The sequence below is a fragment of the Streptomyces sp. NPDC058145 genome (assembly GCF_042884245.1).
GTDB lineage: Bacteria > Actinomycetota > Actinomycetes > Streptomycetales > Streptomycetaceae > Streptomyces.
Genome location: NZ_JBHVUH010000006.1, coordinates 462,581 through 476,238 on the forward strand (window position 1 = coordinate 462,581; position 13,658 = coordinate 476,238).

9 protein-coding genes and 2 pseudogenes are annotated in these 13,658 nt (G+C 68.0%); 7 read left to right on the forward strand and 4 right to left on the reverse strand.

Annotation, left to right across the window (positions count from 1 at the left end; genetic code table 11):
- Window positions 1-36 precede the first annotated feature (36 nt).
- From ACFVVO_RS16800 to ACFVVO_RS16810, 3 genes are all read left to right on the forward strand, one after another.
- Window positions 37-1,965, forward strand: coding sequence for a TIGR03960 family B12-binding radical SAM protein (locus ACFVVO_RS16800; RefSeq protein WP_390055562.1), 1,929 nt, complete (start codon window positions 37-39; stop codon window positions 1,963-1,965).
- A gap of 239 nt (window positions 1,966-2,204) precedes the next feature.
- Window positions 2,205-3,122, forward strand: coding sequence for a DUF5996 family protein (locus ACFVVO_RS16805; RefSeq protein WP_390055598.1), 918 nt, complete (start codon window positions 2,205-2,207; stop codon window positions 3,120-3,122).
- Between the two features lie 630 nt (window positions 3,123-3,752).
- Window positions 3,753-4,034, forward strand: a complete 282-nt coding sequence (locus ACFVVO_RS16810) for a hypothetical protein (protein ID WP_390055563.1) — start codon at window positions 3,753-3,755, stop codon at window positions 4,032-4,034.
- Here ACFVVO_RS16810 and ACFVVO_RS16815 read toward each other — a convergent pair.
- From ACFVVO_RS16815 to ACFVVO_RS16825, 3 genes are all read right to left on the reverse strand, one after another.
- Window positions 4,024-4,713, reverse strand: a complete 690-nt coding sequence (locus ACFVVO_RS16815) for an esterase/lipase family protein (protein WP_390055565.1) — start codon at window positions 4,711-4,713, stop codon at window positions 4,024-4,026. The genes ACFVVO_RS16810 and ACFVVO_RS16815 overlap by 11 nt on opposite strands.
- A gap of 301 nt (window positions 4,714-5,014) precedes the next feature.
- Window positions 5,015-6,010 carry a hypothetical protein gene (locus ACFVVO_RS16820; RefSeq protein WP_390055567.1) on the reverse strand — a complete coding sequence of 332 codons (996 nt, stop codon included), beginning with the start codon at window positions 6,008-6,010 and terminating at the stop codon, window positions 5,015-5,017.
- A gap of 253 nt (window positions 6,011-6,263) precedes the next feature.
- Window positions 6,264-7,943 carry a SpoIIE family protein phosphatase gene (locus ACFVVO_RS16825; protein WP_390055569.1) on the reverse strand — a complete coding sequence of 560 codons (1,680 nt, stop codon included), beginning with the start codon at window positions 7,941-7,943 and terminating at the stop codon, window positions 6,264-6,266.
- 994 nt (window positions 7,944-8,937) lie between these two features.
- Here ACFVVO_RS16825 and ACFVVO_RS16830 point away from each other — a divergent pair.
- The 4 genes and pseudogenes from ACFVVO_RS16830 to ACFVVO_RS16845 form a co-directional block, all read left to right on the forward strand.
- Window positions 8,938-9,462 (forward strand): hypothetical protein, encoded by a 525-nt coding sequence (locus tag ACFVVO_RS16830; RefSeq protein ID WP_390055571.1) that lies wholly within the window; start codon window positions 8,938-8,940, stop codon window positions 9,460-9,462.
- Window positions 9,463-9,723: 261 nt separating this feature from the next.
- The gene (locus ACFVVO_RS16835; RefSeq protein WP_390055573.1) at window positions 9,724-10,197 is read left to right on the forward strand and encodes a hypothetical protein; all 474 of its coding nucleotides are present in this window, start codon (window positions 9,724-9,726) and stop codon (window positions 10,195-10,197) included.
- 539 nt (window positions 10,198-10,736) lie between these two features.
- The gene (locus ACFVVO_RS16840; RefSeq protein ID WP_390055574.1) at window positions 10,737-13,160 is read left to right on the forward strand and encodes a SpoIIE family protein phosphatase; all 2,424 of its coding nucleotides are present in this window, start codon (window positions 10,737-10,739) and stop codon (window positions 13,158-13,160) included.
- Between the two features lie 156 nt (window positions 13,161-13,316).
- Window positions 13,317-13,465, forward strand: a pseudogene (locus tag ACFVVO_RS16845) (cytochrome P450); the annotation flags it as partial.
- A 13-nt stretch (window positions 13,466-13,478) separates the two neighbouring features.
- Here ACFVVO_RS16845 and ACFVVO_RS16850 read toward each other — a convergent pair.
- Window positions 13,479-13,658, reverse strand: a pseudogene (locus ACFVVO_RS16850) (FAD-dependent oxidoreductase); the annotation flags it as partial.

Sequence of the window (13,658 nt, forward strand, 5' to 3'; positions counted from 1 at the left end):
AATGGTCACCCCTGTCAGCTCATGAAGGTTTGCGAGATGCCTGTCGAGTCGGTTTTCCCGCAGCTCGAAGCTCTGCTCCCCCACGTGCAGAAGCCGATCCAGTACGTCGGCGGAGAGCTCAACTCCACCGTCAAGAACTGGGACGAGTGCGACGTCCGCTGGGCGCTCATGTACCCGGACGCCTACGAGGTCGGACTGCCCAACCAGGGCGTCATGATCCTCTACGAGGTCCTCAACGAGCAGGAGGGCGTCCTCGCCGAGCGCACCTACAGCGTGTGGCCGGACCTCGAGGCGCTGATGCGTGAGCACGGCGTCCCGCAGTTCACCGTGGACACCCACCGCCCGGTGAAGTCCTTCGACGTGTTCGGCCTCAGCTTCTCCACGGAGCTGGGCTACACGAACATGCTGACGGCGCTGAACCTGGCCGGAATCCCCCTGGAGTCGAAGGACCGGGGGCTGGACGACCCGATCGTCCTGGCCGGCGGCCACGCGGCCTTCAACCCGGAGCCGATCGCCGACTTCATCGACGCGGCGGTCATCGGCGACGGCGAGCAGGCCGTCCTCGACATGACCCGCATCATCCGCGAGTGGAAGGCGGAGGGCCGCCCCGGCGGCCGCGAGGAGGTCCTCCTCCGCCTGGCGAAGACGGGCGGCGTCTACATTCCCGCGTTCTACGACGTCGAGTACCTCCCCGACGGCCGTATCGGGCGTGTCGTCCCCAACAGGTCCGGCGTCCCGTGGCGCGTCTCCAAGCACACGGTCATGGACCTGGACGAGTGGCCCTACCCCAAGCAGCCCCTGGTCCCGCTCGCCGAGACGGTCCACGAGCGGATGTCGGTCGAGATCTTCCGCGGCTGCACCCGTGGCTGCCGCTTCTGCCAGGCCGGCATGATCACCCGCCCGGTGCGCGAGCGTTCGATCACCGGCATCGGCGACATGGTCGACAAGGGTCTCAAGGCGACGGGCTTCGAGGAGGTCGGCCTCCTCTCCCTGTCCTCGGCGGACCACTCGGAGATCGGTGACATCGCCCAGGGCCTGGCCGACCGGTACCAGGAAGACAAGATCGGCCTGTCGCTGCCCTCCACCCGTGTCGACGCCTTCAACATCGACCTGGCGAACGAGCTGACCCGCAACGGCCGCCGCTCCGGTCTCACCTTCGCCCCCGAGGGCGGCTCGGAGCGCATCCGCAAGGTCATCAACAAGATGGTCTCGGAAGAGGACCTGATCAGGACCGTCTCCACGGCCTACGGCAACGGCTGGCGCCAGGTGAAGCTGTACTTCATGTGCGGCCTGCCGACGGAGACCGACGACGACGTCCTGCAGATCGCCGACATGGCGACCCACGTGATCCAGAAGGGCCGCGAGGTCTCCCGGTCGAACGACATCCGCTGCACCGTCTCGATCGGCGGCTTCGTCCCGAAGCCCCACACCCCCTTCCAGTGGGCGCCCCAGCTCTCCGCCGAGGAGACCGACGCCCGCCTCGAGAAGCTCCGCGACAAGATCCGCGGCGACAAGAAGTACGGCCGCTCGATCGGTTTCCGCTACCACGACGGCAAGCCCGGCATCGTGGAGGGCCTGCTCTCCCGCGGCGACCGCCGCATCGGCGCCGTCATCCGCGCGGTCTACGAGGACGGCGGCCGCTTCGACGGCTGGCGCGAGCACTTCTCCTACGACCGCTGGATGGCGTGCGCGGACAAGGCCCTCGTCCCCTTCGGCGTGGACGTCGACTGGTACACCACCCGCGAGCGCACCTACGAGGAGGTCCTCCCGTGGGACCACCTCGACTCCGGCCTGGACAAGGACTGGCTCTGGGAGGACTGGCAGGACGCCCTCGACGAGACCGAGGTCGAGGACTGCCGCTGGACGCCTTGCTTCGACTGCGGCGTCTGCCCGCAGATGGACACGAGCATCCAGATCGGCCCGACGGGCAAGAAGCTCCTGCCTTTGACTGTGGTCGACAAGTAGCTGGTCGGGCCTCGTGCGCAGCAGGGGACGCAGGGGCCCTTCCGCTTTCGGGAGGCAGGGCGGCGTCCTGGAGCGGGAGGTCGCGTAGGCCGGTGGCGCGAGCGGCGCGGACGCGGTCCTCGGCGCGGGCGCGCTGTCGGTGCCGCAGCTCCGGTGCGGCGATGCCTCCGGCCACCGGCGCGGGTGCCGGACACCGCCCACGAGGTCATCATGGAACCGTGACGGAGCTTTTCCCACCGATGCCGTTGACGGAGTGGCGGGACACCAAGGAGACCCTGCACCGCTTCGAACAGGTCGTCGGCAAGATCCGCCTGGCGGCGAGCGCCCGGCGCAACCACTGGTGGAACGTCCCGTTCCATGTCACGGGGCGGGGCATCACCACGCGTCCGATGGGTCAGCTCGACGGGAATCCGATCTTCACGATCGACTTCGACTTCGTCGACCACCGGCTCATCGTCGCGACGCTGGACGGCGAAGAGCGGTCCTTCCCGCTTCCGGGCCAGTCCGTCGCGTCCTTCCACGACGCGACCCTGGCCGCTCTGACCGCGCTGGGCGTCCGGGTGGACATCGCCATTCCCAGGCCCTTCGACCTGCCCGACGCCGGCCGGCCGTTCGCCCAGGACACCGAGCACGCGACCTACGATCCGCTGGCCGCCAACCGCTACTGGCGGGTCCTGAGCCAGGTGGCGTCCGTGCTGGAGGAGTTCGCGGCGGGCTACTCGGGAAAGAGCAGCCCGGTGCACCACTTCTGGCACACCTTCGACATCGCCCACAGCCGGTTCTCCGGGCGACAGATCGACCAGCCGCGGCAGGCCGACCCGGTTACCCGGGAGGCGTACTCCAGGGAAGTGATCAGCTTCGGCTTCTGGTTCGGCGACGACACCTTCACCGAGCCCGCCTTCTACTCCTATACCGCCCCCGAGCCCGCCGGCCTGGCCGGGGAGCCGCTCGGCCCCGCGTCCGCGCGGTGGGTCACGCGCGGCGACAACCACCTGGCCGTGCTGCGCTACGACGCGGCCCGCGTCGAGACCGATCCCCGTGCCGCCGTCCTCGCCTTCTATGAAAGCGCCTACCGGGCCGGGGCCGGACGCGCCGGATGGGACATCGCGACGCTCGCGTGCCCCGGAGGCATCACGGACGTGGTCCGGCGGATCTGACTCCCGGTCCGTAAAGTCCGACGATCGAGCGCGGTCAGTGGAGCTGCCGCTCCCAGTCCCCAGGGCCTTGTCCCCGAAGTGGGCTGGAAAGGGTGTCCCGCCTCGCGCGCGTGCTCCGTGAGGAAGTGCGTGAGCACCAGGCCTTCGGCCGTTGCGGGAAGGTCGTCGGCTGTGGCGCCGGCAGACGTGACGTCGGACATGTGTCGAGCGTCCGGCGCGCATGGCCGTGCGGCATTCTCAGCCGGTGCGTCTCTCGTTGCGTGATGCGGCATTGGAGCGGCGGGGCCGGGCCGGGCACCGGGCGCAGTTTTGGAGTCGTTGGCGTCTGCCCGCAGATGGACACGAGCGTCCAGATCGGCCCGACGGGCAAGAAGCTGCTGCCGCTGACGGTCAAGAACGCTGCGCCGACGTCGGCTTCGAGTGGTCACACCCACTGAGGTGGGCGAGGCACTCGATCGAGTGCTGACCGAGCTGGCTACGCCGTCTCGACCGGCCCAGGCTGGGTGGCCGACCACTCCAGTCACCATCCGCAACGCACGACGGGCCCTGACGCGTCCCCGACATGCCGCAGAGCAGCGGCTGCGGCCGGCGGCCGAGTACCGCGGCGCTCGCGCGATCATTCGGCCCGCCATGTCCCATGACTGCGGCGTCACGATCTTCGCGGTGGTCAACCAGGCGCCGCTGCCCGAGCGTCCTGGTCGAAAGCGCGGTCACCACGCGCAGCAGGTAACCGGGGGTGCCCAACAGTCGCTCCGTCTGGACCACCTCGGGGATGGCTGCGAGCCCTTGGGCGAAGACCGCGAGCTGTTCGCGGTCACCGTGGCGCGGGTGGACGTTACGGCCGGGCTGGAGACGGTGGTAGGGGCCGCAGTGAGCGCCCCCTACCGGCTGGTGGGAGCGGTCAGTTGTTGATCATGTCCCGGGTCTGGGCGTAGACCGTCGCGTCGGTGAACAGGCCCGTGTGGCTGAGGCAGGCGGTCTTGGTGTTGGCGGCGCCGGTCAGGGAGACGGAGCTGTCCGGGTTGATCACCGTGTCGCAGGGCGACCACCAGGTGGCGTATCGGGGTGAGCCCGGTGTCTCGTCGCCGGAGTTGAGGGCGGCGAGGAAGCTGGAGCCGATACGCATCTCGGTGCAGGAGGTGTCGAAGCAGCTGTTGGCGCTGTCGGTGCCGTGGTTCGGTCCGCCCAGTGACACCCAGGCGTCGACCTTGGAGGTCCCGCCGAGGTTCTTGAGGTAGTAGCGCGAGGAGAGCCCGCCCATGGAGTGGCTGACGATGTCGACCTTGGTGGCGCCGGTGGCCGTGAGGAGGCGGTCGACCTCGGTGGAAAGCTGCTGGGCGGTCGTGGCGTTCGACTGGCGCCAGTCGTAGGACCACTGGTCGAGGTAGGTGGACGGCCAGCCGTCGGTTCTGAAGCGGCCCGCCATGGTGTTCCAGTTACTGGCGTCACCGGTGTAGCCGTGCACGAACAGGACGGGATTGCTGGTCGAGTTGAAGGTGGAGCCGCTCGCTGCCTGGGCGGGAAGGGCGGCTTGTACGGCGAGGAGGGCGCCGGCCGCGGCGACGGCTGCGCCGGCAAGGGTTTTGTTCACGATGGACTCCCGGTGGGGTTCGGGGCAGCGCTCGACGGCGCGTTCTGACAAAGGACAGCGCGGGGGCGTTTCCCGGGTCGCGGGAGTTGTGCCTACAGGCGTGCGACGGCATGCCGAGGGGCCGGCTCGCCGTGGCCGCACGGGGGAGAGGACACCGGTGTCATCGAGGGTGGCGTGAGCGTACTGACCGGTAGGTATGAGTGGTCAAGAGGCGTGCGCGGAAATTTTTCCAGCCGGCCGATGTCTCGGCGCGGCGTGCCCCGCGCGCCCTTTGCAGCGGCCGCAGGGTGACCGGCGCTTCCTACGGAATGAACAAGTCCGCCAGGTAGGTCGGTTTGGCTTCTATCTCGGCATACCGCCCGGTCTCCTTCGACCAGGCGACGTTCCCGGCGGTGAGCGCGTGGAAGTCCCTGACGCAGCGCAGCGCCTCGTCAACGACCTCATCGACGAGGCCGGAACGCGTCAGCCGTTCGGGCAGGACCTGTTCGAGATCGAGGATGCGCTGGATGTATCCAGCCTGCATCACTGCTACTCGCTCCACCGCCTCCTGGAGGCTGCACCGGTGATGATGGCAGATCACCGTGACGGCGTTGAACGCATAGTCATGCGCGAGTTCTTTGGGTAGTGAGTAGAGATCGTTGATGCAGGCATTCGCATAGATCACCGCCTCTCGCATGTCCGCGAAGGCCGGGTTCGCATGCAGTTGGTCGGGCAGGTCTACACCGGTACCGATTTCCATCAGGTCCAGAACGGCGTCGAACGCGAACGAGGCGCGGCGGTGGGTGAGATATTGCTGTAGGCCGGGTACGCGCCCTTCCTCCCGATGAATCATATCGGCCCGGTAACTGTCGAAATACCACAGCAGGTGGGGGATAAATCGTCGCTGCCATGCGGAAGAACGGACAGCCGCCGTACGGCGCCACAGATCGGCCAGGGAGCGCGCCAATCGCCCGGCGGCAACGGTTCCGTCGAAGACGGCGAACAGTGGCCCGAACGCCTCCCGCCACCGCTCGGGTTGGTAACCGCGCACCGGGTCGTCGTCGAACTGGTCGTCCAACTGGAACAGCCATGCGTTCCACTGGGTGATCAGCGTCAGCGCATCCCCTGAGGCGTTCGGGCACAGCCACGCGGTGAGCCGGTCCACGCGGGTGCGGTGTACGTGCCGACGTGCCTCCTCGGTGGGCACCAGACCGAACTCGTCCAGCCACGCCTCAGCGGCCGCCGTGGCCTCCTGTAGTCCCGGATTGAGCGCTGCCTGTACGGGGATGTAGAGGTCCGGAATCCGGAATTTGTCCATACGTCAGCTCGCTTCTCGGTAATTCTCTGCCATTCGCGACATCCAGCGACCTTGCCGCTGCGGCATGACCAGGCAGTCCCAGCCACCGGCGTAAGTTACCCTGCCTGCTGACGGCGTTCGACAGAGGTCTTGTTCCGGTCAGCGCTCATCGACCAGCGCGGGGCGGCATCGCAGACCCGGCGAAAATCGGTTGGCGGCTGACACAAGTAGCAAGCCGTCCAGCTCCGTTGGCAACAGGTGGGTCTCGACCGGGTCAGTTGCGGTGGCCGGGCCGATCTAGACGAGCCAAGAGCAGAGCGACGTCGTCGCCCAAGCTGTGAGCTTTCTGCGTACCGTCGAGGAGGTCGTCGACAAGGGTCTCCAGGTCCGCCGTGGGAGCGCCTCGCAGACCCCGGAGAAACCTCTCGGTGCCCTGATCGATGTCCTTGTTCACGGCCTCGAGCAGGCCGTCGGTGGTCAGCGCGAGCACGCTGCCCGGAGCGATGCGCAGGCGAGTGGTGGGGTACCGCTGCTCCCGGTCGATTCCGAGAGGGAGGCCGCCGGGGACGTCCAGGAGGCGCGGCGCCTCGCGGGGCGGGATCAGCGCTGGAGCAGGATGACCCGCCCGGCACACCCGGAGCGTTCCGTCAAAGGGGTTGAGTGCTATGTAGCAGCATGTGGCGAACAGGGCCCTGTCCGGGTCGGTGTTCAGTTCGGCCAGCAGGCGGTTGGTGCGTTCCAAGACGGCCGCGGGCGAGTGCCCTTCGTTCGCGTAGGCGTGCACGGCCGTACGCAGCCGCCCCATGAGGGACGCGGCGTGAACGCTGTGGCCCTGCACATCTCCTATGACCAGAGCCACGCCGCCGTCGGGCAGGCTGATGGCGTCGTACCAGTCGCCACCGATCCACATGCCGGAGGTCGCGGCCTGGTAGCGGGCGGCGATGGTCACACCCGGCACCGTGAGCGGCCCGCGCGGCAGCATGCCACGCTGAAGCTCGGTGGCGAGTGCGTGTTCCGACTCGTACATGCCGGCTCGCTCCAGTGACTGGGCGAGCAGTCCCGTGGCGGCGACCAGGAGGGCCCGCTCCTCAGGCAGGAATTCCTGCTGCTCGGGAAAACTGACGAGACAGGAACTGACGCGGCCGCGCGAGTCCGTGACCGGCAGTGCCGCCCACGCCTGCGGGGACGATCGCCCGAGCGGCGCCAGGTGCGGATGACCGGCGATCAGTGCGTCCGCGGAGCCGATGAGAACGGGCGCCCTACGGTCGAGTGACTCCTCCACGAGTGTGCGGGCTGTGGCGTCGAGGACTCGAAGGGAGTCCTCATTCTGCTCGTCGTCGGCGCACGAGGCGACGACGGTCAACCGGTTCCCTTCCGGGGCGATCACCGCCAGTGCGCCCGCTCCGAAGGTACGCAATCCGGCCTGTGCGGCGGTCATGATGTCCTTGACCGTCACCGCGGCGGCCAGAGCCGAGGTCAGCTCCCGCATCCAGCGGTCACGGGTGGCGCGCTCGTACAACCGCCGCTTCTCCGCCTCGTGGCGTTCATGGACGGCCGTGGTGTCCATGACCACTCCGACCATGCGGGCCGGTAGCCCGTCGGCGTCGGGCAGGACGCGGCCCCGGGCTTCCAGGGACCGATGCCGGCCGTCCTTGGAAGTGACGCGGTACTCGATCTGGTAGTTGCCACAGGATTCCGCTATCACACCCAAGGCATGGCGCACATCGGCCAGATCGGACTCGTGCACGGAGGCCAGGAAGCTCGAGATGTCCGACGGGCCGTTCTCGGGCATGCTGTGCAGCGCGAGTGTGAGCGGATCGCAGCTCACCTCGCCTGTGGCGATCTCCCAGCAGTAGAAGCCCGCCTGCACGCTGCTCGCGCTGGCCTGGAAGGCGCCGGAATCGGGCTCATCTTCCCGAAAGGCGGTAGTACGCACCGACCCGACGTCTTTCACTGGATCTCCCTGTCGCGGCGTGAACTACTTCCCCCTGAGGGATCAACGGTGCTCAACCGGATCGGCCACGCACTGTAGTGGGTGGCCGATGGAAACCAGCCAGTGAGGTGACTTGAGAGCTCTAGGGGCTGCGACACCATTCCCTCCTGGAGGTGATGGGACTCTCGCCGCTGAACGTGCTCCGGCTCTTCCAGGGAAGATCACCTGACCGACCCGACTGTGGCCGGATCGTGCGCATGGTAGTGACTTTCCTGATCTTGCGCTAGACACCCCACTCGGCAGACCCCGTCTGCCAGGCATGCGAAGAGGTGAGGTGAGCGAGGAGGAGGTGGCGGCTGCGTCGGCCACGCTCGTTTCCTCTCGTTGCCCGTTGGCCCCGCCGGTCACCTTCCGGCCGCCGCTGCCGGATCCAAGACGTGACTGGCAGGTCGTCTCCACGGTGGAGTGGATCTGACGATCGCGCGCGCTGAGCCCCCTCCCGATCCGGGAGGGGGCTCGTTGCCGTCTGCTTCGCACCTTGCCGCTACTCGGAGACTGTGGAGGTATCCGCCGTCCATGGCGACGGGTTTCTTCCCGTCCAGCGTCCCCCCCCCCGTGTCGCAGGAGCCGCCGGGCGCGTCCCGTCGCCACGCCGTGCCGACACCGCCAGTCCTCGTGACCTGGGTCAGTGACGGCACACGGCACGTCTGTGAGTGGCGCGAGCAGCGGGCTCAGGCACGGCGAGCCATTAACACGGCCCACCTCGCCGGGTCCGCAACGACGCGCCGAAGCTCAGCGGTGAGTCACCGTCAAAGATCCACCTATATGCACTAATAGTATGTCAATCTGCTTTTAACGCACCTGTTGTGACGTTTTGTCAGATGTTGTGAAGGTGCCGTAAATGCCCTGTTTGGAGCCCTGCGGCCGACATCCGATATGACCGGTATGACAGCTCTGGGTATGTTCGTTGACGAGTCGGCTGACGGGCCGGCATCCCCAGACAGGAGATAGCGACATGCAGCTTCGTTCTACCCTGGTCACCGCCGCTGTTTCGGCCGCCGCCGCTCTGACCGCCACCGGCATCACCTACGCCTCCGCCGCCTCCGCTCCCGCTCCCGAGCAGGCCCCGGTCACTGCCGCACCCCACGGCGGTAGCAGCGGACAGAACAACAACAGCAAGGGCAACGAGGGCAACAACAGCAAGGGCAACGAGGGCAACGAGGACAACGACAACAACGGACACCGGGGCGAGGACGAAGGCCGTATCCAGATCAACGAGCGGTCGTACTCCACCCGCCCCGGCGACTGCATCACCGTGGTCAGCGGCCTGGGCGCGAAGAGCCTGAACATCCGCAACGAAAGCCGCAAGACCGTCGAGGTCTTCCGCGGGGCCGTCTGCGACAACGGGGCCCCCGTCGCCACCGTCGGACCCCACAGCTCCAGCTACGGCGTACGCCCGGGACACGTCGAGGGCATCGACATCGACAAGGGTGTCGTGGCCAGCTTCCGGGTGATCAAGCGCCACCACGACGAGGACTAGTCCGCGGCCGACCGCACAGCGTGGAACCCCGGCCCGCCGGAATCGGGCCGGGGTTCCAGTTTGGACCATTCTCCGACAACCACCTCCTGCACACCCTGGCAGAGCGGAACACCAGGCCCGCAGCATCCGGAAATCCGTGTGGCCGCGCTTTCCCCCCCAGTCGGCCCACCTGGGGATTCCCGTCTGCCGGTACGCGCCCCCACACCGCCGCCCGGCTGTCCACCCGGCGTTCCCCCGACCCGCGAACGGATGAGGAGTGACATGAGCATCCGCCTCGTGGAAGACGTCAGCGACGACACCCACCTCCTGGACAGCCTCGCCATCACGCTGACCCCGGCTTCACCGTGGCTTGGACACCAGGTCCGCTGGGACATGAACGGCCACCTCAAAGAGTCCGTCGACCTGACCCGCGCCACCTGCAACGTGATCATGAAATTCGGGCCGGTGAAGATGCTCGACAAGACCTACGCACTGCCCGACCTGCTCAAGAGCCTGGGCGCGAGGCTGTCGGGTGACCTCGCCCCGCCCCCGGGGCCGTGGCAGCAGACGTGGAGCCTCCGTCTTCCCGAGACGGTTCCGGTCGCCGAGCACCGCATCCTGCTGCGCGCCCGGACCGGCAGCGGAAAGAACCTTCTCGCGCTGAACATCGCCCTCGACTTCAGCCACCGATTCCGTCCGCCCACCACGAGCGGCCGAACAGGCTCACGCATCCGCGAAAACGCACACTGCCGCTGACCGAGACCCAGCGGGACCACGCGCCGGACGCGACCAGGGTCGGCGCGGACGAAAGTACTGTGCGGCTAAAAGAGCGATGAATCATGTGGCCACTGACCTGTGCCTGAGCGCCGCGATCCACAGGGGAGATGGCTGTCGGTGACGTTCCGCGTACGCGTCCCCATGTCACGACCGTGGAGCCGAATTTACCCGTGTGTCCATACGGCCCCAGATGGACACGTCCATCTGGGGCCGGCGGGGGCGAGCGAGGACGGGATCGCTGCTGTTGAGCCCCTTCCCCGCCTGGACGAGTCCTCGAGGCCACGTGCCGGCCAGGGCGGGCGGCCGGGTCTCTTTGCCGGGAGAACTGTCCGCAGCTGGATACGGCCATGCAAGTCGGCCCGACCGGCCAGAAGTTGCTGCCTCTGGTGCGGAGCGCCTGAACTGCACCGACCTGCGGGCGAGAGCCGGGAACGGTAGAAGTGGGGTAGAGGAAACTCGCGGTACCCCACAGTCGGGGTGGCGTCTTCGCAGCTCCGGCTTTCCGTGCTGGATGGGCGATGATCGAAATGCACGGTGCCACAACGGGTGATGGCCCCGGCGTGCTCTCCGACCCGGCGGCGTCAGCCACAGCCGTCGTGGACGGACGAGGGATCGTCACGGGGTGGAGTACAGGCGCCGAGCGGCTGCTCGGCTACTCCTATCGCGACGTCGTTGGGCGCCCGGCGGCCCGTCTGCTCGGGCTGGATCCGAATGCCGAGGACGGTCTCTCTGCGGTTCTCGACGGCCGGAGCGGCACCGCCTCGCTCCGCCATCGGGACGGCCGACGCGTCGAGGTGTGGCTGCGTGCCTTTCCATCGGTCGACGGCGAAGGCAATGCGCAACAGTTGTTGGTCGCGACCGCGGCGGACGGCCCAGAGCTGCGTGGGACGACGACAACAGAGGAAGCGTTCGCGCAGTGTCATCTGCCCCTGATGGTGTTCGACTCCGAGCTGCGGGCCCTGAGAACGAGTGCCGGCGCCATGCGCGAGCTGGCTCTCTCGGAAGATCAAGTGCGTGGTCAGCGGGTCACCGAGATCATGCCGCCTCATATCTGCCACAGGGTTGAGGAAGGCATGCGCCGTGCGTTCAAGACGGGTAGGCCCGAGCAGTTCCACGTGCGTGGCAGAGCGCGGCCCTCGGCACGGGAGAGGGTCTGGTGCATCACCGTGTCCCCGCTCAAGTCTCCGGCCGGACAGGTGGGACGTGTGCAACTGACCGCGCTCGACGTCACCGAGCAACACTTGGCCCGCGAGCGGCTCGCCCTGCTCAACGATGTCAGCACGCAGGTGGGCAGCACCCTCGACGTGATGCGGACAGCGCAGGAGATGGCCGATATCGCTGTGGACCGGCTCGCCGACTTCGTCACCGTCGACCTGCTCGATTCGCTGTTCCGGGGTGTCGAGCCGAGACCTTGCGGCACCGACTCCGTTGCCCTGCGTCGCGCCGCGCAACAGTCCGTGCTCCCTGGCGTGCCCGAGGCATTGATCCGGCCTGGAGACGTGGATCAGTACCCGCGTTCCACGCCGCCCGTGCGTTGTCTGGTCACCGGTCGACCCACGCTTCATCTCACTTCGGACGAAGCGATCAAGGACTGGCAGGAGGCCGATCCGCGCCGGTCAGGGGTGGTCCGGACGTTCGGAATCCACTCGATCATGGTGGTCCCTCTGCGCGCCCGTGACCTGACGCTCGGTGTGGCCATCTTCGTGCGCCACCGGCGTGAGGAGCCCTTTCAGGACGACGACCTGCTCCTCGCGGAGGAGATCGGTGCGCGCGCCGCTGTGGCCGTGGACAACGCACGCCGTTACACCCTCGCACGCACCACCGCCCTGGCCCTGCAGCGCAGCCTGCTTCCACGTCGGTTCGGCGCGCAGGAAGCGGTCGAGCCGGCGTATCGCTACCTTCCGGCCCGGACCCGGGCAGGGCTGGGGGGCGACTGGTTCGATGTGATCCCCCTGTCGGGCGCGCGGGTCGCACTGGTGGTGGGGGATGTCGTGGGCCACGGTCTGCGGGCCTCCGCCACCATGGGCCGACTGCGGACTGCGGTGCGCACCCTGGCTGATGTCGACCTTCCCACCGACGAACTCCTGACCCACCTCGACGACCTTGTCACGCACCTGGCGACAGAGGAGGACCCCGACGCGGACATCGGGGCCGAGACCGATCTCGACATCTCCACCGATCTCATTGCCACGTGCCTGTACGTGGTCTACGACCCGATTGAACGGCGCTGCACGGCTGCCAGTGCGGGGCATCCGCCTCCAGCCATGGTCACGCCTGACGGCACGGCGAACTTCATCGACGTGTCCCCAGGGCCTCCACTGGGCGTGGGAGGGCTGCCCTTCGAAACGGCCGAGTGGCAGGTTCCCGAAGGCAGCCTTCTCGCGCTCTACACCGACGGTCTCGTCGAGGGAACCCGACGTGACCTCGACACAGGCCTCTCGCTGCTGCGCCGGCGTCTGGAGCAGCCCGTGCACTCGCCGGAGGCCGTCTGCGAGGACCTGATCCAGTCCTTGCTCCCCGCACAGCCGCGGGACGATGTCGCTCTCCTGGTCGCCCGTACCCATGTCCTGGACGCCAGGAAGGTCGCCACGTGGGATGTGCCGTCCGACCCTGCCGCGGTGGCTGGAACTCGTGCGGACGTTCAGGCTCGGCTCGCGGCGTGGCGGCTTTCCGAGGTTGCGTTCACCGCGGAACTGGTGATCAGCGAATTGGTCACCAATGCCATCCGCTATGGACAGCCGCCCGTCCAGTTGCGTCTGATTCGCGACGCCGCGCTCATCTGTGAGGTCTCCGACAGCAACAGCACCGCCCCGCACCTGCGGCGTGCCCGCACCTTGGACGAAGGCGGCCGCGGCCTCCTGCTTGTCGCACAGTTCGCCGATCGCTGGGGGACACGCCACCATGCTCAGGGGAAGACGATCTGGGCCGAGATCGCATGCTGAAGCGTCGGGCCTGGCCGCGCCGGTTCGGAATCCGGCCTAACGGCCCAGGGGCCCGTCATCCACCGTTGCCCTGGTTGACGCGCAGGTGCATCGGACCGCGAAGGATGGGGCTGCGGCGCTACGGCGGTGGGTCGGCGACGAGCCGGGGCCGGTCGAGGCGGCGTAGACCCGGACCGCTTCCACGATCCCGCCGCTTCGACCCCGATCGCCGGGACAACCAGCACCTCGGCTTCGGCAGCGGCATCCACCTGTGCTTCGGCGGCCCGCCGGCCCGGCTGGAGACCCAGATCGCGCTGACGGAACTGGGTGCTGTCCCTCCTACCGGTGGTGCTGGTACGCGGCCGTGACGCGGCGTTCGCCCGGGTCGTGACCGGTGACGACCACGGTGGCGCCCTGGGCGAGCAGTTGGGGGCCGGGGAAGTCGACGGGTACGGGCTTCATGTCGACGGGCTGGTCGGGTGTGGGGCTGGGCGGCGGGAAGGGCGCGGCCGTCTCGAT